Genomic DNA, 21119 nt, shown 5'->3' with positions numbered 1-21119 from the left:
TCTACAAATTGATTCTTCTGCGTAAGTAAACATTGTAGTTACATTAACAAGCAAGACCAAAGATAAGATTTCCCCATATTGTCGTATCTACTTCGTAATGTCAGCTCATAAATCATAAAATTTCATCCAAGAAGGTTTACACACATAAATAAATATAATGGTAATCTCGAAGACTTTTTGCACACACTCGTACACACTGATCAATTTTATAAGATGTATAACTTGCATGATAATAAAGTTCAAGATAATGTATACAATTTATAATAAAAATTATAACTGACAATAAGGAAAAGTGCGTAATGCAATTGAGAAAGATCCTTACCGTAGCTTTTATAATAAGTGCATTTCTGACAAATGCCTCTGCAGAAAATCCTATTAAAATTGGTGTTTATCTTCCATTAACTGGACAAAATGCGTTTGGAGGAAAACTTGAACTCGATGGTATACAATTAGCACATAAAAAAAATCCAGAAATACTAGGACGCAAAGTTGAGCTGATTGTTATTGATAATAAATCTGATAAAGTAGAATCAGTCAATGCTGTCGCGCATTTAACCGCTAATGACAAAGTTAATGGAATCATTGGAACCTATGGTTCTTCACTGTCATTAGCAGGTGGAGAAGTATCTGAAAAAGCAAAAACACCTACTATCGCAACTTCATCAACAAATGCACTGGTTACACAAGGCAAAAAGTATTATTTTCGTGCATGCTTCACTGACTCTTATCAAGCTATAGGTGCTGCAACTTATGCAACCCAAATTTTACATGCCAAAAAGGCAGCTATCTTAAAAGATATATCTAACGATTATGCAATTGGTCTTGCACGTTACTTTACCAGTTCATTCAAAAAGTTAGGCGGTGAAATTATCTCAAATTTAAATTATAACTCTGGAGACCAAGATTTCTCAGCCGCTCTTATACAAATCATAGCACAAAAACCTGATATCTTATTCATCCCATCTTATTTTGCTGAAGGTGCCATAATTATAAAGCAAGCACGTGAATTGGGGGCAAAATTTCGCATTATGGGTGGAGATGCTATGGATAATCCAGAAACTATTGCCATTGCAGGACTAGCTGCAGAAGGATTTTTGCATACAACACTTCCTTACAATGAAGCTATACCAAACATGTCAAAAGCCGCACAAGAATTTACAAATCAATGGAAAACTGCTTATCCCAATAAACAACCAAATATCAATTCAGTTTTGGGGTACACAGCATATATGATGTTTATGCAAGCCATTGAAAATGCTGGCAGTGCTGATCGTGAGCAAATTACAGCTGAATTGAGTAAATTAAAAGATTTTCAAACCCCTTTTGGAACTATATCCATAGATGAAAATCATAATCCTCAAGCTTCTATTGGTATAATTGAAATAAAAAATGGAAAGCGTATTTATTTACACGAAATACAGTTTACTGACTTACAAAAAACAATGCAAACTAATAAATTGCTCAATTAAAATTATAAGCTTAGTTAATGTATTCCAAGATTAAATTATTTAGAGCTATCATATTTCATATTAATACATAAGGAATAAGAGATGAGCACTGAAATGTTCATTCAATATCTCTTTAATGCGCTGACATTAGGATCACTTTATGGGCTTATTGCAATCGGTTATACCATGGTTTATGGTGTTCTGAGGTTGATTAATTTTGCTCATGGTGATCTCATAATGTTGGGAGCATATTTTTTTTCCTTTTCTACAATTAGCTTTATGCCTACATGGGTTGCTATTTTACTTATATTGTTCTCAGTTTTTATTTATTATTCAATCTTTATTGGATTTCAGAAACAACAAAAAGTTTATTGGATTTCTATCTTTTTTATTCTTGTTTCAGGACTTATTTATTACTCACAAATTTCTCTGCAAGATTTTAAACCCGTTTGGATTTTAGCTATTTGTTTTTCCATTTTTATTACCGGTGCAGTGGGAATTTTTGTTGATCAGTTAGCCTATAAACCTTTGCGTAACGCTCCACGTATTTCAGTGCTTATCAGCGCGATTGGCATTTCTTTTCTTATTGAAAGTCTTGCAATCATGTTTTTTAGCAGCATTCCAAAAGCTGTAAAACAACCAGATTTTCTTGTAACACCAATCTTATGGTCTTTCGGACAGGATGCAAAGAGTATCATTCGAATTGCTCCCATGTCTCTCATCGTTCCTATTGTTTCATTCATTCTTGTTATTATTTTATTATGGATAATCAACAAAACAAAGCCTGGTCTTGCTATGCGTGCAATATCATATGATATTGAAACAACTCGTTTAATGGGTGTTTCTGTTAATAAGATTATTGCATTTACATTTTGTATAGGTTCTGCATTAGGTGCCATAGCGGGTATTATGTGGTCTTTACGTTATCCTCAAATTCATCCTTATATGGGTTTGCTTCCTGGATTAAAAGCTTTTATTGCAGCTGTTATTGGAGGTATAGGCTCAATTCCAGGAGCAATGCTTGGAGGCTTACTATTAGGATTTATTGAAATTATGGTTGTTGCCTTCTCTCCAACTTTATCTGGATATAGAGATGCCTTTGCTTTTATCCTCTTGATTCTTATCTTATTAATAATGCCAACTGGTTTAATGGGTAAGAAAAACCAGGAGAAAATTTAATGACAAAATCATTAAACATTTTTCTATCATTTGTTAGCATTATAATTTTTATTAGCTTTTTATTTTATGCTGATAACTATTTTAATGACTATACACTGCGTATTATTAATCTTATCGCTATCAATGCAATATTAGCAATTTCACTCAATTTGACTTATGGATTTACAGGGATGTTTTCCCTAGGACATGCTGGTTTTATGGCTATTGGTGCTTATGTATGCGCAATTTTTCTTCTCTCTCCTGAACAAAAAGAAATGATGTGGATTTTAGAACCGATAGCTGAACCCTTAAAAAATTTGCAACTATCGTTTTTTGTTTCTGTGATTATAAGCGGATTATCTGCTGCAATTATAGGTTTGCTAATCGCTTTCCCTATTTTACGCCTTGGTGGTGATTATCTTGGAATTGCAACACTAGGCTTTGCAGAAATTATTCGTGTTGTCATTATCAATGCTACACCTTTAACAAATGGTTCATTAGGAATCAAAGGAATACCTCAATATGCTACGTTATGGTGGAATTTTGGGTGGTTAGCATTTACAACAATTTTCATTACTCTTTTATTACAAAGCAATACAGGTAATGTTTTACGTGCTATTCGCGATGATGAAATCGCTGCGAAAATAATGGGAGTAAATACTTTTTTCTATCGCTGTTTTTCTTTTACGGTTGGTGCATTTTTTGCAGGTATTGGTGGTGCATTAACCGCCGCTCTTATTTCAACTATCGATCCCAAAATGTTCAATTTTATCCTAACCTTTAATATTTTAATGATTGTTGTGGCTGGTGGTCTTGGTTCTATTACAGGAAGCGTTATAAGCAGCATTATTATTACAATAATGCTTGAGTGGCTTCGTATCGTTGAAAATCCATTAAATCTAGGCTTTATAAATATTCCGGGATTACCAGGCCTACGAATGGTTATTTTTTCAATTATATTGCTGGCAATTATCTTATACTGGCAAAAAGGGTTATTAGGCCAACGTGAACTTTCATGGAATTGGATTTCCAATCTTTTAATAAGAAGAAATCTTTTCAAAATGAGAAAAAATCATGAATAGTACGATTCTCTCACTCAATAATCTTACAATGCATTTCGGTGGATTAATTGCTGTAAACAATGTTAATATGGCTATTAAACGAGGAACAATTACTGGATTAATTGGTCCAAATGGTGCCGGAAAAACAACTATTTTTAATATGATTTCTGGTTTTTATGCGCCAACAAATGGAGAAATTCTTTTAGATAATAAAAAAATCTGTGGCCTCCCACCTTATACTATCTGCAAGCTCCATATTGCACGAACGTTTCAAAACATACGCCTTTTTTCAGGATTAACAGTCTTACAAAATATTATGGTAGGTGCTCATATTCGACAGAAACAACCATGGTTTAATGCAGCTTTATTATTACCAAGTGCGCTTAAAGAGAAAAGACAAATTCATAACAATGCAATGGAACTTCTTAAAAAGCTTCAGCTTGATCATCTCGCTCATCAAAAAGCAACCACCCTCTCCTATGGAGCACAACGACGCTTAGAAATTGCTCGAGCTTTAGCAACAAAACCAAAACTGCTTCTTCTTGATGAACCCGCAGCCGGTATGAATCCACAAGAAAGCGATGAATTAAGGCAATTTATAGAAAAAATCAAAAAAGAATTTGATCTTACAATCCTTTTGATTGAACATGATATGAAAGTTGTTATGAAGCTTTGTCAATATATTTGTGTATTAGAATATGGTCGTTGTATTGCTAATGGCACACCCAATGAAATACGCAATAATCCTAGAGTTATTAAAGCTTATCTCGGTGAAGATATATCATGAATATTCTTGAAATAAAAAATCTTCATGTTCATTATGGTGCAATTAAAGCTGTTCAAGACCTTTCTATGTCTATAAAAAAAGGCAGTATAGTTACTCTAATTGGAGCGAATGGAGCTGGTAAAAGCAGCACTGTACATTCTATTGTAGGCCTCAATCGATCGATTCACGGAGAAATTATATATAAAGGCAAATCTATCATAAAAAAACAACCGGAAGAAATTTTACGATTAGGTATTGCCTTAACGCCTGAAGGAAGACGTATTATACCTCACTTTACTGTTTTAGAAAATCTTCAGCTAGGCGCTTATATCTGTAATGATAAAACTGTTGTTACTCGCAATATCGAATGGATATTTGATTTATTTCCACGCTTGCGTGAAAGATCTCAGCAACTGAGCGGTACAATGTCAGGCGGTGAACAACAAATGTTAGCCGTAGGTCGCACCCTTATGAGTAATCCCGATATAGTTATATTAGATGAGCCATCTCTCGGTTTAGCGCCCCTTCTCGTACGTGAAATCTTTTCGATTATAAAGAAAATTAATGATATGGGGAAAACTGTTCTTCTTATTGAACAAAATGCATCTGCAGCACTTTCCATTGCTAATTATGCTTATATTTTAGAAGTAGGAAAAATATTATTTCACGATGAAGCTAAAGCTTTGCTTTCCGATCCACGTGTCAAAGATGCATATCTTGGCAATTAAAAATTACAGTGCCTATTCCTTATTATTTAACTCTAATGATTATGAAGTTAATTAAAAGCTTCTTTTTGTTCATAACTCATTAGAAATAGCTTTAAAACGAATAAGTTTCATATATTTAATTGTTATTTATAATTAGTTTTATTAGCATTAAAATTATAAACTATATCTTTTATGTCCACCATTTTTCAGCATTTAATGTTCCTGCTGCTTGTTCTATAATATATGCTATTTTAAAAATCACTTCCTCAGAAAAAGATCTACCTATTAATTGTAATCCTAGAGGCAAACCATCTAATGATAAACCTGCAGGAACAGAAATCCCTGGTAAGCCAGCCATATTAACTGGCACAGTAAAAATATCATTAAGATACATGGCTATTGTATCATTCTTTATTTTTTCATCTGCAATACTAAAAGCGGATGTTGGCGTTGCAGGAGTTAGGATAGCATCAATACCAAGCCCAAAACAATGATCAAAATCACGTTTAATTAAAGTTCGTACTTTCTGAGCTTTAAGATAATAAGCATCATAATACCCCGCAGAGAGAACATAAGTTCCAATCAAAATACGCCGTCTGACTTCATCACCAAAGCCAGCTGAACGGGTATTTTCATACATTTCAATGACATCTTTTCCTGGTATACGAAGCCCAAAACGAACACCATCATAACGTGCTAAATTAGAAGATGCTTCAGCAGGAGCTAAAATATAATAAGTAGGCAAAGCATACTTTGTATGAGGTAAAGAAATATCAATAATCTCTGCTCCTGCATCTTTTAGCCAATTCATTCCTTTTTGCCAAAGATCAACAATTTCTTCAGACATCCCTTCAATATAATATTCTTTTGGGATACCAATTTTCATTCCTTTGATCGATTGACCAAGATAGCTTTCATAATCAGGTACTGGTAAATCAACTGAAGTTGAATCCTTACTATCAAAGGAAGCCATTGATTTTAACATAATTGCACAATCACGCACATCTCGTCCAATAGGTCCCGCTTGATCCAGTGATGAGGCATAAGCTATCATCCCCCAACGCGAACACCGACCATAAGTTGGTTTTATCCCTACAGTGCCAGTAAAAGCTGCTGGCTGACGTATTGATCCACCAGTATCAGTTGCTGTTGCTCCCGCACAAAGATGAGCTGCCACAGCAGCAGCAGAACCTCCTGATGAACCACCAGGCACAAGCTTCTCATCTGATTCTTTTTTTCGCCATGGATTAATAGTTGGGCCATAACATGATGTTTTATTAGATGATCCCATAGCAAACTCATCCATATTCAGCTTACCTAACATAACTGCTCCATCTTTCCATAAATTAGCAGTTACAGTTGATTCATATTTTGGTTTAAAACCGTCTAAAATATATGAACAAGCCTGAGTATGTATATCTTGTGTTGCAAAGAGATCCTTAATTCCCAGTGGAATACCTTCTAAAATGCCAGCCTTTCCTTTCGCTAAACGGATATCGGATTCAACTGCCATTTTTGTTGCTTGTTCTGCAGTTATTGCTACATAAGCATTCAGAATTGGATTAGCCAATTCAATTGCTTTCAAATAAGCTTCTGTTAGTTCAATTGCTTTCAAGTCTCCCTTTTTTAAAGCATCACGAGCTTGTGCAATTGTTAAGGTTATCAAATCGGTCATGTTGATTCTCGAGTTTTAAAATATAAAAAATTATTCGACTACTTTTGGAACAAGAAAAAAATTTTCTTCTGCTAAAGGCGCATTTGCTATAATATCCACAACCTTATTACCATCCGTAACCTCATCCTCACGTTTTCGTAACGTCATTGGAATTACTGATGTTAGTGGCTCAACTCCATCAACATCAACTTCGTCAAGTTGTTTTACAAAATCTAAAACGGTATTAAACTCCTCTGTTATACGTTCAACTTCATCATTATGGATAGCAATACGTGCTAATTTTGCCACCCGCTTGACTGTTTTACTCTCAACAGACATATTATACCTTCCTACTTGATTTACTCTAATATTATTAGCCTATTCATTTTTTGGCTATACAAGTCTACATCTATAAGCACAAGAATATTGATATTTACACCCCAATTTTTATAGCAACTAACGAAAATATTATGATACTCTAAGTATATAAACATGGCCATTATCAGCATAAATGAAGTTATGACACATCTTTCACTTGGGCAGACAATAGCAAGCTTAGATTTGGGTACCAAAACAATTGGAATTGCTATTTCTGATATTAGTTTAACATTTTCAAATCCGCGACCTGTTATTTATCGAAAAAAATTCACATTAGATGCTCTCACGCTTATACAGATTTTTAACAATGAAAATGTAGGGGCTATTATCATTGGCTTACCTCTTAATATGAATGGAAGCAATGGCCCACGTGTTCAAGCAACTAAAACTTTTGTTAGTAATATGGCAACATATACAGAAATTCCTTTTGCTTTTTGGGATGAACGATTATCAACAATCGCTGCAGAACGTCTTCTTTTAGAAATGGATATGTCACGCTCTAAGAGAAAATCACGTATTGATTCAGCTGCTGCTGCTTTCATTTTACAAGGTGCTCTCGATAGAATTAAGACTCTGCCATCAAACAGTAGGATAGAGAATATCTAATAATTGCGTTGGATTATATCGTGCAATCAACATACCATAAGATGATCTCCATTGTCCTCCAAGACGGCTTTCCATGTAAGCATTTACAATATATTCTACTTCTGTATAACGTAACGCAGCACTAGCAGATGCATATGCCATCTGCTCAACAAAAAACCTACCAGCTCCCTCATTCGTTGAAGCCATATTCACAGCGGATTTAATAATCTCAATCGCTCGTGGACCAGCTTGTCCAATATCAGCTGCAATTTTTTCTAATAATTGCTGAAATAATCCAGGTGCTTTATCTCCTATAAGAATTGCATCCCTTACCAATTGATTCATACCACTATTTTTAACTATTCGTGCAGGACTATCACGCAATATTTGCAACAAGGGATTACTATCCGTAAAACTCTCTATACCAACCTGCGCAATAATTTCACCAACAATTGGAATCACTAATTGACTAACATGACAAGCAATAATAGGTGTCATAATTCTTGCAAAAGCTGCCTCAGAACGATTATCTACAGCATTATCAAATGCTCGGGCTAAACGCATAACCAATGCTTGCGAAGCAGCTATATCAAGTGCAATATCAGCAAAAATACGCTCTGTTAATGGTGGAAAGGGTTGATTTGGCATTTTCTTCCGAAGAAAATCTATACTAAATTGAAGTGCAGACCGCAAAACACCTGCAGATATTATAGCTTGATCGAAACGCATCATCGTTTCGATATCCTTAATCACCTTAGCCCCTTCTCCTACGTTACCCAAAAGCCAACCACAACAACCTCGGAATTCAATAACTCCCTCTGGAGCTGAACATTCTCCAGATCGCTGAATTAAATAACGAATTAATATAGTACCATTTAATAAGCCATTTTCTTGCAACCGTGGAATTAAAAAGCAGCTTAAAAGGCCATCTATCTCTGCGCTTACAATATATCCATCAGCCATCGGATTAACAACATTGGTTTTTATAATGTTTAAACGGTATAGATCACGCCCCATTTTCTCATCAAAAGAAATCCTTTGAACAGCTGGAAAATTGAAAGTATATTTCTCATTTTCCTCAATATTATCAAAAGCACAAGTCAGTGAGGCGCCTGTTTTATTATCAATAGGCTTAGAAGATAAATCATACTGACGTGATAAAAGTGCATCTTGCCATTTTTTAAATAGTTCAATATCACCAATTAAAACTGCAATAGCAGCACTTGCTACAGTGATCTCATTCAAATGTCCTGTTTCCAAACCGGCCAATAAAGCCAAGCGAATAGCACGCGCCTGATAACGTACTCCATTCTCTGAAGTCGCACTTTCCCAAAGCGAAGAAACTAAACCTGCTTGTCTAGAATACCTCTGAAGAGTATGATAAGAAGGATGAATATCTAATTCTTCTTTTGACTGTTTCCATCGATTATTATAGTGCAACCGGGGCCGGTGGCTGTTAGCTAAACGTGCAAGATCCCACGCCTCATCACTAGCCACAAAAGTTCCTATTTCCTCAAAGCTTGCCAACAAGGAAGTAGGTAAAGTAGACGCAATACGAAACATAAGCGTATCACTAAGAAATGCATTTTTTCGCTGTAAATTCTGCGTGAATACAACATTCATATAGTATATTCCTATTATTAGAATCACTCACATCATAGACTATTTGCCTTTTTACAGCTAAAAACATTTATTATATTTAAACAAATGCTGATTTACGCTCTTTAGAGATCTATAGAAAAGAATACTATGACTCATAATACTACTTTTCCAATTTTTCCTCACCGACATCTTTTAGGGATTAAACACCTCACTGTACAAGACCTTAATATATTACTTGATCGCGCAGATGAGAACGTACTTCTTTCCAAGAAAATTAATAAAAAACAATCTATATTGCATGGGTATACACAAATTAATCTCTTCTTTGAAGCTTCCACAAGAACTCAATCTTCGTTTGAATTAGCTGGCAAACGATTAGGGGCAGACGTGATGAACATGGCTATTAGTAATTCGTCTGTAAAAAAAGGAGAAACATTAATTGACACAGCCACAACTCTTAATGCTATGAAACCTGATATACTCGTTGTTCGCCATAGCTGTGCTGGAACTGCAGCGCTTTTAGCACAAAAAGTTGATTGTTGCGTAGTTAATGCAGGTGATGGTGCACATGAACACCCAACACAAGCTTTATTAGATGCTCTAACCATTAGAAGAATAAAAGGTCATATTGAAGGATTAACTGTCGCAATTTGTGGTGATATTTTACATTCACGCGTCGCCCGTTCTAATATTATCAGCCTCAATGCTTTAGGAGCTCGTGTTCGTGCTGTTGCCCCATCAACACTTCTCCCTCCTGGAATCTCAAATATGAGTGTTGAAGTATTTAATACAATGAAAGAAGGTCTAAAAGGTGCTGATGTTATCGTGATGCTACGCTTACAACGCGAGCGTATGACAAGTGCTTTTATCCCTTCTATTCGTGAATATTTCCATTATTTTGGTTTGCATAAAGAAAATTTAGCGTATGCTAAAAATGATTGCATTATCATGCACCCTGGCCCAATAAACCGTGGTGTAGAAATTGCTTCTGATATAGCAGATAGTACACAAAGTATGATTCACACACAAGTAGAAATGGGTATTGCTGTGCGCATGGCGGTCATGGAGGCTTTATTAGATTTGCGCCATAACTGGAGTAAAGAAAAGAAATGACAAAACCAATAGTTTTTCAAAACGCCCGCATTGTTGATCCTTCACGCGCAATTGATGAAATCGGTACAGTTATCATTGAAAATGGACTGATTGTAGCCGCTGGAAAAGAAGCTTTGAATCAAGGAATACCAGAAGGAGCAGAAACCATTGATGCACAAGATAAAGCAATTCTTCCTGGACTTGTTGATGCTCAAGTCTTTATCGGAGAACCAGGAGCTGAATACCCTGAAACTATTGCTTCAGCAAGCCAATCTGCAGCAGCCGGTGGTATTACCTCATTTCTTATGATGCCTGATACACAGACGATAATTGATAATGTAGCTCTTATTAAATTTATTACATGCACAGCGCATGAAACGTCATTAGTTAATATTTATCCAGTTGCTGCTATCACGCAAGGTCTGCAAGGACAAAAAATCACTGAATTTGGTTTATTGAAAGATGCAGGAGCAGTTGCCTTTAGTGAAGGAAAAAAGACACTCCAAAATTCAGCTGTGATGCGGCGGGCAATGATTTATGCACGTGATTTCAATATTGCATTGATTCATGAAACACAAGACCACGATCTTTCTGATCAAGGCGTTATGAATGAAGGTTTATTAGCGAGTTGGCTTGGTTTTTCTGGAATTCCGCGTGAGGCAGAAGTCATTCCACTCGAAAGAGACTTACGGCTAGCTATTCTAACACAAACACGTTACCACGCAGCACAGATATCGACAGCTATGTCTGCTGACGCTATTCGTTTAGCAAAACAAAATAGTGAAAAAATTTCAGCTGGTGTATCTATTAATCACTTATCTTTAAATGAAAATGATATTGGTGAATATCGTACTTTTTTCCGCTTAATGCCCCCATTACGTGCAGAAGAAGATCGTATAGCAATGATTAAAGCAATAAAAGATAGGACAATAGATATTATTTCTTCTTCTCACAATCCTCAAAGCATTGATAGAAAACGCTTGCCATTTCAAGAGGCTGCGCCAGGTGCTATTGGCATGGAAACTTTATTAAGTGCGGCTTTACGCCTTTATCACAATGAAACTGTACCTCTTGTACGATTAGTTGAACTTTTATCAACAGCACCTGCAAAACTCTTTGGTCTCAATGCTGGAACGCTTATGAAAGGCGCTCATGCAGATCTTATTTTGGTTGATTTAGATGAGCCATGGGTCTTATCTGTAGATACGCTACATTCACGTTCAAAAAATACTCCCTTCGAAAATGCTCGTTTTCAGGGACGTGTTCTTCAAACTTTTGTAAAGGGACAATCAGTATTTAAAATTAATCAGCAAAGCAAATGAGATTCTTAATGAGTGAAGTAGAAACACTTTTGCAATTCAATACATGTCTTATTTTCCTGATATCTTATCTCATTGGTTCTGTACCATTTGGATTACTTTTTACAAAATTTTATAAACTTGGCGATATAAGAACAATTGGTTCTGGAAATATCGGAGCGACAAATGTTTTACGAACAGGAAATGAAAAAATCGCAACTCTTACTCTTCTATGCGATATATTAAAAGGCACTTTTGTTATTTGGGTGACAAAATTTCTATTTCCTACTGTAGAAATTGCTCTTCTGGCTGGATTTTTAGCTTTCTTAGGGCATATTTATCCCATATGGCTTAAATTCAAAGGAGGTAAAGGAGTTGCAACTTATCTAGGTGTCTGCTTAGGTTTTGATTGGTTAGCAGCTCTTATTTTTATTATTGTCTGGATAGGAGCGTTTATATTAACGCGCTATTCTTCATTTTCTGCACTTGCGGCTGTAATTATTACTCCAATTTTTATTTACTATCATTCCCCTTCTTTCTATGTTGCTTGCATAGTAATAATAATGAGCATACTCGTTATTATAAAACATCATACTAATATTCGCAGATTATTAGCAGGGGAAGAAAATAAAATTGATACCACAAATAGGAATAAATAAAGGAATTTTGCTTACTGATCAGCAACGATTAAATTGGTTGCGGTTATTACGCAGCGAAAATATTGGAGCAGTTACTTTTCGTAATTTGATTGACCATTATAAAACAGCAGAAAATGCTCTTGCTATGCTTCCTGAGCTTAGTAAAAATGGAGGGCTTCGTAAACCTATTCGAATCGCGACATTAGATGATGCCGAAAAAGAAATGCAACAAGCTGAAAAACAAGGTATTAGGTTTATCGGTATAGGAGAACCAGATTATCCACCATTTCTCAAAATAGTAGAAGCATCACCTCCACTTATTGCCATAAAAGGTGATTGCTCGATTTTTCAAAAACCTTCTGTTGGGATTGTTGGTTCTCGAAATGCCTCTGCAGTCGGCAAAAAATTAACTAATCAGTTTGCTCATTTTATTGGTAATGCTGGTTTTACGATTATTTCTGGACTTGCACGTGGAATTGATAGCACTGCTCATCAAGCAAGTTTGCTAACAGGCACAGTTGCAGTTATGGCTGGTGGTATTGATCACATTTACCCTCCCGAAAATCAAAAACTCTATGATGATATTCTTGCTAATGGTGGAGCAATTATTAGTGAAATGCCCATTGGTTGGAAAGCCCGTGCTATCGACTTCTCAAGAAGAAATCGTATTATTGCAGCTCTATCGCTTGGTCTTTTAGTGGTAGAAGCGGCCATGCGATCAGGCTCCTTAATTACAGCACGCCAAGCTGTTGAAATGGGACGATTGATTTTCGCTATTCCAGGTTCTCCACTTGATCCAAGAGCAATTGGTACAAATAATCTTATTAAAGAAGGTGCTTTGCTGGTTACACATCCCTCTGATATTATAGAAACACTCACACCATTAACATCGAATACAACCGATCCTCAACTTAGCTTTTTTGAAGAAACATATTCAATTCAATTTCCACAAGAAAATACTAGTCCCCCTAAGCAAATAACGAATGAGACTTCTTTGATTGGAGATGATATAGAACGTGAAGCTGTCCTTTCGGCTCTATCAAGCACTCCAATTGATTTAGATACACTCAGCATTTATTCAGGTGTTTCGTTACAAAAACTCTACCTCTTGTTAATTGAACTGGATCTTGCTGGAAAGCTTATTCGGCACTCTGGCGGTTACGTATCATTGTCGACTTAGGATCTTCTCCAAGAGCCTCAGAACTATTAATAATGCTTTGCCCCTCTTCAGCTGCCATATCCAAAAGCAATGCTAAAAGTGGACTATGAGCTTGACGTGCCATCTGGCTCATTTGTTTTGACATATCTGTAATATAGTGGATAATCTTTAAGTGATTTATAAACATAATCTTTTATCCTTGAGCATTCTCCCCACCTCTCAATAGATGTTATCTTAGTATTTTGCCGTATGCTTTTTATATTGGCTGTGGAAAATAAGTTATACGATTTCTTTTATAAGATGTATTTTTAATAATAACAATCAAAAGTTGTATAATATAGTTTTTTTTTATGTGCTCTTGACCAATTGTCATTAGCTATTCATTTGAAAGAAGTTTATAAAGAGAATTTTGTTTCAACATTCGGATAAAATTATGGATATTGTTATCGTTGAATCTCCAGCAAAAGCAAAAACAATCAATAAATACCTTGGATCTCAATACAAAGTCATAGCATCATTTGGGCATGTACGTGATTTATCTGCAAAAGATGGCTCTGTTCTTCCTGATAAAGATTTTGCTATGAAGTGGGATATTGATACTGCTTCAGCAAAACGTTTGAATGAAATAGCAAAAGCAGTCAAAGAAGCCGATAGCCTTATCTTAGCAACAGACCCTGATCGTGAAGGAGAAGCTATTTCATGGCATATCCTTGATGTTCTAAAACAAAAAAAAGTTTTAAACGATCAACGTGTTAAACGAGTTGTTTTTAATGCAATCACGAAAAAATCCGTTCTTGATGCCATGAAAAATCCACGCGATATTGATATATCGCTTGTAGATGCCTATCTTGCACGTCGAGCTCTCGACTACCTGGTTGGGTTTACTCTCTCACCTGTTTTATGGCGCAAATTACCTGGTGCTCGTTCTGCTGGTCGTGTTCAATCAGTTGCTTTACGTATCATTTGCAATCGCGAATCAGAGATTGAGCAATTCATTAAAGAAGACTACTGGTCAATTACAACATACTTGAAAACACTCCAAAATAATATTTTTCATGCACGGTTAATAGAATTTAACCATAACAAACTTGGTAAGCTTGATATTCAATCCCAAGAACAAGCTGATCAAATTCTCTCTATGTTGGAAAAAGCAAATTATCGCACGTTAAGTATTGAAGCCAAGCCTATAAAAAGGAATCCTTCTCCACCCTTTACAACATCTACATTACAACAAGCTGCTTCTTCAAAATTGGGTTTTTCAGCTTCTCGCACAATGCAAGTTGCTCAAAAGCTTTATGAAGGTGTTGAAATCAATGGTGAAACAGCAGGACTTATTACTTATATGCGTACTGATGGAGTGCAAATGGCTTCAGAAGCTATTGATGCAGCACGAAAAGCGATTATTGATTCTTTTGGAAGAAATTATCTTCCTGAAAAACCACGTTTTTATTCAACAAAAGCTAAGAATGCACAAGAAGCACATGAAGCTATTCGTCCTACAGATTTTACACGTCATCCTAATCAAGTGTGCAATTTTCTCGATAGTGATCAAGCAAAACTCTATGAATTAATATGGAAACGCGCAATTGCCAGCCAAATGTGTTCTGCTGAAATTGAACGTACAACTGTCGAAATTGAAGCATCTCAAGAAGAAAATCACGCTCATTTACGCGCAACAGGCTCTGTTATTCGTTTTGATGGCTTCATTTCTGCTTATACGGATCCAAAAGAAGAAGAAAATAGTGATGAGGATGAATCAACACGTCTTCCGCAGATTAATGTTGGAGAATCACTTACAAAAGAAAAAGTTGAATCGGTCAAACATACGACAGAACCACCTCCTCGTTATTCTGAATCTGCATTAATTAAAAAACTTGAAGAATTGGGAATTGGTAGGCCTTCAACTTATGCATCTACATTAAGCACACTTTGTGATCGTGGATATATCATAACCGATAAACGCAAACTTATCCCTGATGTTAAAGGACGTATTGTTACAGCCTTTCTTGAAAATTTTTTTAATCGCTATGTAGAATATGGTTTTACAGCAGCTCTTGAAGAAAAATTAGATCTTATATCCGATGGAAAACTTTCCTGGAAAGATGTTTTACGCGATTTTTGGGATGAATTTAATGCATCTATTACGAGTATCCAAGAACTCCGCATAATGAACGTTCTTGATGTTTTAAACGTAACGTTAGCTCCTCTTGCTTTCCCGACACGTGAAGACGGAAGTGATTGCCGCTCTTGTCCCCTTTGTACAAATGGCCAATTATCATTAAAATTAGGGCGCTATGGTGCATTCGTTGGTTGCTCTAATTATCCTGAATGTAAATATACATGCCAATTAGGTTCAGATACAGAAGAACAAAGCAAAGCGGTGCACAATGATGAACCTGTTATGCTCGGTATTGATCCTGAAACAGGGAAAGATATTTCCCTTCGTCATGGCCGCTTTGGTCCATATATTCAACTTGGCGAAGGTAAAGAAATTAAGCGTGCAAGTTTGCCTAAAGGGTGGCACATAGAAAATATTGATTTTGATAAAGCTTTAGCTTTGCTGTCTTTACCTCGTGAAGTTGGCATTCATCCTGAAACAGGAAAAATAATTACAGCCGCAATTGGACGATATGGTCCTTATCTTGCTCATGATGGACAATACACAAATCTTTTTAGTACAGATGAAGTCTTTGATATCGGCATTAATCGCGCTGTTACAATACTTGCTGAAAAAAAAGAGAGTACAACAAACCGACGTAAAATAACACCTGCTACGCTGGCAACACTAGGAGATCACCCAGAAGGTGGACTAATTACTATACGTAATGGTCTTTATGGTCCATATGTTAACTGGAATAAAATTAATGCTACCTTACCAAAGGATAAAGATCCAGCTACAGTCACACTTGCAGAAGCATTAGAACTTATATTAGCTAAAGCATCGATAAAAAAAACAAAACAAAAAGCTACTTCAAAAAAGAAGGCAACACCAAAAAAATCCTCACCCCGCAAAAAGAAAGCATAAATTTTGGCTAAAAGCGAGAAAAAAACAAAATATTTTCAACTATCTAATACTAAGAAGCTACCTAGTAAATCAGAAATTTTATCCTTTATTACTCATAATCCGAACCAATCGAGTAAACGAAAAGTTGCTAAAGCTTTTAACTTGAATAGTGATTCTCATATGTGGTTAAAAGATATATTGCGTAACTTAAAAGATAACTATGTAATACCAAAAAAACGTAAAAATTTAAGCATCAAAAAGGGATTACCATCAATTACTTTAGTCAAAGTTAGTGCTCTTGATAAAGATGGTGACTTTATTGCAGAACCTCTTGAATGGCCCAATGATCCAAAGCCTAATATTCAAATTTCTTCTTCTCATCGCATAAGAGGAGCAAGCATTAGTATTGGAGATCACATCCTTGTAAAAATTTTTCGAAATAAAGTTTTGCAAAATCTTTCTTATACAGGACGAATCATCCGCAAGATTGATAAGAAAAAAAGAAATATGCTTGGTATAGTGAGAGAATTAGAAAATGGCGAATGGCATATAGATCCCATAGAACGTAAAAATAACGAGCTTATTATTGATATTTCTACGAACATAGATATTAAAGCTGGTGATCTTGTCGAAATTGAAATTAAAAATAGTACTAACTACAGATTCAAACAAGCAAAAGTAAGAAATATTTTAGGGCACATTGATAATGAAACAAATCTTTCAATGATTGCCCTTATATCAAAAGAAATTCCTCATATTTTTCCCTCAGATGTCCTTGAACAAGCTGAAAATATAAAACCTGATAACGCTGTTAACCGCGAAGATTGGCGACAATTACCGTTTATTACAATTGACCCCCCAGATGCAAAAGACCATGATGATGCAGTTTATGCAATAAAGGATGAAAGCCCTGCCAATAGCGGAGGTTGGATTATCATTGTCGCAATTGCGGATGTTTCTTGCTATATACAAACAGGAAGTATTCTAGATCAGGAAGCATTAAAACGAGGAAACTCTGTTTATTTTCCTGATCGTGTCGTACCAATGCTTCCAGAATGTATTTCTAATGATCGCTGTTCATTGCACGAAGGAAAAGATAGACCTGCACTAGCTGTTCGTATGATTTTTGATGCGAATGGAAACAAACGTAAACATAGTTTCCATCGTATTGTAATGCGTACGGCAGCCAAATTATCCTATCAAGAAGTACAATGTGCAATTGAAGGAAAGACAAATAAAAAAACAGCTCCCTTACTTGAAAACATTTTACAACCATTATGGGGTGCTTATTCCTGCCTTAAAATTGCGCGCAATCACCGACAACCATTAGAATTAGAAATACCAGACAAAAAGATTATTCTTGATCAAAATGGATACATTCAAGATGTTGTGATGTTATCTCATCTAGAAGCACATCGATTAATTGAAGAGTTCATGATACAAGCGAATGTTGCAGCTGCTGAAACATTAAAAGGACATCATCAACCTCTCATTTATCGTATTCATAGTAAGCCATCTCTTGCACAACAGGAAATGCTCCAGAACTTTCTTCAAAGTCTAGGAATTTCACTTGCACGAGGAGCTGAACTTACATCAGCACAGCTTAATAATATTCTTACAAAAACTATGAATACGCAACAAGAGGAGTTAGTAAATCAGATTATTTTGCGCTCACAATCTCAAGCCGAATATAGTCCTAAAAATATAGGCCACTTTGGTTTAAATCTGCCTAACTATACACATTTTACCTCACCAATTCGCCGTTATGCTGATTTAATTATTCATCGAGCGCTTATAAAAGCTCTGAAATTGGGTAATGATGGGCTCACAGATGAACAAGAGAAAAATTTTGCAAAAATCGCCACTCAAATTTCTTTATACGAACGCCGCGCAATGATGGCAGAACGAGAAACTGTTGATCGACTTGTTGCACATTATTTAGCTAATAAAATTGGACACTCATTTACAGCCCGTATTTCAGGAGTTACAAAAGCAGGTCTTTTTATCGCACTTGATAAATTAAATGCAGATGGTTTTGTGCCTATTTCTACACTTAAAAGTGATTATTACTATTTTGACGAAGTACAGCATACCCTTATAGGAAAACGTAGCCGTAAATGTTATCAACTTGGTGATGTAGTCGAAGTAAAAATTTTAGAAGTCCAACCTTTTTCTGGTGCTTTATGTTTTGAAATGTTAACAAAACCTCGTCTCATAACTTCTTTACCTATCTCCTACCACAAAAATAAATCTATAGTGAAAAAACGCAATTATGTTTCTGATAAAAAAAGATAACCTTCAATAAAAGATCGCAAAATTAGAATTATATCTCTGCACACAAAGATTAAAAGCCATGATAAATCCATAATAATATTTAATTTTAAAAACTAATTGATTGTTGATAACATTAGTATCAAATATTTTAAGCTTATTATACAAAAAGTTATTTAAGAAAAATCTTCATTTTTAATATCTTTTTAAAAAGATGTCTTAATTTAAGAAGAACTATATAGCCAACATTTTTAAAGTAATGGATTATTTAAAAATCTCTTGTCATTTTATTATTATTTGATGCATACTATTTCTTTTTTTAGCTCTATATAATAAATTTCTATGATTCTCTTTTGATTAAGAAAAGGTCAAAAAATTTTACATTAAATATATCATAAAATATGCAACATATAGACTTATCTACCTTTTATCATCTAAAAATCTACACAATTACCCCACAGACTATGTGCTACGCTGTAAATGCTATTTTTTTAATCGCAATTTTCTTTTTCTATTTTCAACAAAATTTATTACTAATCATATGATCCAAATATAACACTATAATTTTAATTAAACTCCCCTCATGATGAACAAAACCTTCAACTTCCCAAATAGTTCTTTGCGTGCAATTATTGCCTCGATTACGACCATCGGTACTGTCGGTGTAGCATTAGGAATGGGAACACAACTTATTTCGTTGCTAATGACTGAAAAAGGATTATCAAATAGTATCATCGGTTATAGTGGAGGAGTCGGAGGAATTGCAACAATTATTGCAGCTGCTCTAACTGCCCGAATCGCCTTACATTTCGGTGTCGTCGAATCAATATTGCTTATGATGATTATTGGTTCTCTAAGTTTTTTAGGATTCTATTTTTTTGAATCAATATGGATTTGGTTTATTTTGCGATTTACACTACATTTCGCTATGACAATTATATTTATTCTATCAGAATTCTGGATTAATAATGCATCTCCACCTCACAGACGCAGTTTAGTAATTTCTATCTATGCTATTACTTTAGGTCTTGGATTTATTTTAGGCCCAATGCTGCTAGAAAAAATAGGAACACAAAATTTTATACCTTTTGGTGCCGGCTGCCTTCTTATTATAATTGCTATCATACCCCTTCTCTTTGCCTGGAAATTGAGCCCCAAATTTCAGAGTAAGGAAAATACGGCGTTTTTTTCACATATTTTACGTATTCCCACCTCAACAATAGCAGCACTTATTTATGGCGCTATACAAATGGGAACGTTAACACTTATAACACCTTTTAGCTTATCAATTGGATATAATACAAATGAAACCATACATTTTATGGAAATTCTTGCTCTTGGTAATATTCTCCTTTTAATTCCTATCAGCCTCATAAGTGATTATTTAAAAGATAAGCGCTATTCTCTTATAGGATGCGCTATTTTAGGATTGATTGGAACTCTCATTATACCGCAGATAGCAGAACATAAACTGATTTTGATGATTGATCTTTTCTTCCTTGGTGGAATACCAGCAGGTCTTTATACAATTGGCCTAGCACAACTTGGTGAATGCCTTAAAGGACAAGAGCTTGCTGCAGCTAATTCTGCTTTTATTTTTTGCTATGGAATTGGTATACTGATTGGACCAGCTATTATTGGTCAAACAATGGATATTTTAAAACCATTTGGTTTTTCTTTGGCAATTGCCTGTTTTTTTAGCTTATATATTATTTTAGTGCTTATTCAATTAATGAGAAAATCAAACAACTCTTGACTTTTTGTAGAACATCCGTAGTGTCATATATAAAATGTAATTGCATCAAAAATAAATTTTGATAGCGAAGTAATATTATTTTACTATAATAGGACTCTTATTATGGCTAAGGCAGCAACTATTAAGATTAAGCTTTTATCAACTGCAGATACTGGCTTTTTCTATGTAACAAAGAAAAATAGCCGCACAATGACAGATAAAATGAGTAAACGCAAATATGACCCAATTGTTAAAAAGCATGTTGATTTTAAAGAAACAAAAATTAAATAATTAGTCTTTCGTTTAAATTATTAAAATTAAGAATGCCGTGTAAATAAAAACGCAGAATATATTGCAGTGTTCTTGATAATTTGGCTTTTTTACAAAAGCTCTTTTATTATTAACCCCCTAATAAAAAAGGGGAACGTGATTGTATTCTTTTAAGATAAATGTCTAGCTTTTCTAGCTAAAGTCTCAACCTTTATTTTGCAAAAATTCATTACTCACAGCAGTCTCAAAGAGTGATATATTACTAAGTGCATTAGTTATATAAACTATCTTGA

18 protein-coding genes are annotated in these 21119 nt (G+C 35.0%); 14 read left to right on the top strand and 4 right to left on the bottom strand.

All coding sequences use genetic code 11. The features are described 5' to 3' along the window. Positions 1 to 299: 299 nt before the first annotated feature. The 5 genes from Bho11B_RS04065 (at position 300) to Bho11B_RS04045 (ending at position 5161) form a co-directional block, all read left to right on the top strand. Positions 300 to 1469: an ABC transporter substrate-binding protein gene (locus Bho11B_RS04065; RefSeq protein WP_078673729.1), complete on the top strand. Its 1170-nt coding sequence runs from the start codon at positions 300 to 302 to the stop codon at positions 1467 to 1469. Positions 1470 to 1550: 81 nt separating this feature from the next. After that, positions 1551 to 2627 carry a branched-chain amino acid ABC transporter permease gene (locus Bho11B_RS04060; RefSeq protein WP_035005881.1) on the top strand — a complete coding sequence of 359 codons (1077 nt, stop codon included), beginning with the start codon at positions 1551 to 1553 and terminating at the stop codon, positions 2625 to 2627. After that, complete coding sequence (locus tag Bho11B_RS04055) at positions 2627 to 3688, top strand: branched-chain amino acid ABC transporter permease (RefSeq protein WP_078673728.1); 1062 nt, start codon at positions 2627 to 2629, stop codon at positions 3686 to 3688. The genes Bho11B_RS04060 and Bho11B_RS04055 overlap by 1 nt, the downstream gene beginning before the upstream one ends. Further along, the gene (locus tag Bho11B_RS04050; RefSeq protein WP_035005883.1) at positions 3681 to 4454 is read left to right on the top strand and encodes an ABC transporter ATP-binding protein; all 774 of its coding nucleotides are present in this window, start codon (positions 3681 to 3683) and stop codon (positions 4452 to 4454) included. Before Bho11B_RS04055 ends, Bho11B_RS04050 begins: the two co-directional genes overlap by 8 nt. After that, positions 4451 to 5161, top strand: a complete 711-nt coding sequence (locus tag Bho11B_RS04045) for an ABC transporter ATP-binding protein (protein ID WP_035005884.1) — start codon at positions 4451 to 4453, stop codon at positions 5159 to 5161. Before Bho11B_RS04050 ends, Bho11B_RS04045 begins: the two co-directional genes overlap by 4 nt. Positions 5162 to 5330: 169 nt before the next feature. On the opposite strand, the gene gatA is transcribed toward Bho11B_RS04045, so the two are convergent. Together gatA and gatC are read right to left on the bottom strand one after the other, a co-directional pair. Next, positions 5331 to 6815: an Asp-tRNA(Asn)/Glu-tRNA(Gln) amidotransferase subunit GatA gene (gene gatA, locus Bho11B_RS04040; RefSeq protein ID WP_035005886.1), complete on the bottom strand. Its 1485-nt coding sequence runs from the start codon at positions 6813 to 6815 to the stop codon at positions 5331 to 5333. 30 nt (positions 6816 to 6845) lie between these two features. Next, entirely contained in the window at positions 6846 to 7133 is a 288-nt protein-coding gene (gene gatC / locus Bho11B_RS04035; RefSeq protein ID WP_078673727.1) for an Asp-tRNA(Asn)/Glu-tRNA(Gln) amidotransferase subunit GatC, read from the bottom strand. A gap of 153 nt (positions 7134 to 7286) precedes the next feature. Between gatC and ruvX the strand changes: the two genes are divergently transcribed. Further along, positions 7287 to 7778 carry a Holliday junction resolvase RuvX gene (gene ruvX, locus Bho11B_RS04030; RefSeq protein ID WP_078673726.1) on the top strand — a complete coding sequence of 164 codons (492 nt, stop codon included), beginning with the start codon at positions 7287 to 7289 and terminating at the stop codon, positions 7776 to 7778. On the opposite strand, the gene Bho11B_RS04025 is transcribed toward ruvX, so the two are convergent. After that, positions 7752 to 9380, bottom strand: a complete 1629-nt coding sequence (locus Bho11B_RS04025; protein ID WP_078673725.1) for an acyl-CoA dehydrogenase family protein — start codon at positions 9378 to 9380, stop codon at positions 7752 to 7754. The two genes, ruvX and Bho11B_RS04025, sit on opposite strands and share 27 nt — an antisense overlap. Before the next feature lie 126 nt (positions 9381 to 9506). Between Bho11B_RS04025 and Bho11B_RS04020 the strand changes: the two genes are divergently transcribed. Genes Bho11B_RS04020 through dprA form a run of 4 tightly spaced genes read left to right on the top strand, consistent with a single transcriptional unit; the run spans position 9507 to position 13567 of the window. After that, a complete protein-coding gene (locus Bho11B_RS04020; RefSeq protein WP_078673724.1) occupies positions 9507 to 10472 on the top strand; it encodes an aspartate carbamoyltransferase catalytic subunit in 966 nt (321 codons plus the stop codon). Then, complete coding sequence (locus Bho11B_RS04015) at positions 10469 to 11773, top strand: dihydroorotase (protein ID WP_078673723.1); 1305 nt, start codon at positions 10469 to 10471, stop codon at positions 11771 to 11773. The genes Bho11B_RS04020 and Bho11B_RS04015 overlap by 4 nt, the downstream gene beginning before the upstream one ends. An 8-nt stretch (positions 11774 to 11781) precedes the next feature. After that, positions 11782 to 12408: a glycerol-3-phosphate 1-O-acyltransferase PlsY gene (gene plsY, locus Bho11B_RS04010; RefSeq protein WP_078673722.1), complete on the top strand. Its 627-nt coding sequence runs from the start codon at positions 11782 to 11784 to the stop codon at positions 12406 to 12408. Next, on the top strand, positions 12386 to 13567 hold the full coding sequence (dprA, locus tag Bho11B_RS04005; protein ID WP_371441552.1) for a DNA-processing protein DprA: 1182 nt from the start codon (positions 12386 to 12388) through the stop codon (positions 13565 to 13567). Before plsY ends, dprA begins: the two co-directional genes overlap by 23 nt. On the opposite strand, the gene Bho11B_RS04000 is transcribed toward dprA, so the two are convergent. Beyond that, entirely contained in the window at positions 13527 to 13733 is a 207-nt protein-coding gene (locus tag Bho11B_RS04000; RefSeq protein ID WP_035005898.1) for a hypothetical protein, read from the bottom strand. The two genes, dprA and Bho11B_RS04000, sit on opposite strands and share 41 nt — an antisense overlap. Before the next feature lie 246 nt (positions 13734 to 13979). Here Bho11B_RS04000 and topA point away from each other — a divergent pair, with 246 nt between their 5' ends. The 4 genes from topA (at position 13980) to rpmG (ending at position 20847) form a co-directional block, all read left to right on the top strand. Then, the gene (gene topA, locus Bho11B_RS03995; RefSeq protein WP_078673721.1) at positions 13980 to 16571 is read left to right on the top strand and encodes a type I DNA topoisomerase; all 2592 of its coding nucleotides are present in this window, start codon (positions 13980 to 13982) and stop codon (positions 16569 to 16571) included. 3 nt (positions 16572 to 16574) lie between these two features. Next, positions 16575 to 18845 (top strand): ribonuclease R, encoded by a 2271-nt coding sequence (rnr, locus tag Bho11B_RS03990; RefSeq protein ID WP_078673720.1) that lies wholly within the window; start codon positions 16575 to 16577, stop codon positions 18843 to 18845. A 559-nt stretch (positions 18846 to 19404) separates the two neighbouring features. Beyond that, complete coding sequence (locus Bho11B_RS03985) at positions 19405 to 20577, top strand: MFS transporter (protein WP_035005902.1); 1173 nt, start codon at positions 19405 to 19407, stop codon at positions 20575 to 20577. 102 nt (positions 20578 to 20679) lie between these two features. Further along, positions 20680 to 20847 carry a 50S ribosomal protein L33 gene (rpmG, locus tag Bho11B_RS03980; RefSeq protein ID WP_035005904.1) on the top strand — a complete coding sequence of 56 codons (168 nt, stop codon included), beginning with the start codon at positions 20680 to 20682 and terminating at the stop codon, positions 20845 to 20847. Positions 20848 to 21119: the final 272 nt, after the last annotated feature.

It is taken from the genome of Bartonella sp. 11B (genome assembly GCF_002022625.1).
In the GTDB taxonomy this organism is placed as follows: domain Bacteria; phylum Pseudomonadota; class Alphaproteobacteria; order Rhizobiales; family Rhizobiaceae; genus Bartonella; species Bartonella rochalimae.
The sequence above is the reverse complement of the archived record's forward strand: the minus strand, read 5'-3'. Positions and strand labels throughout refer to the sequence as shown.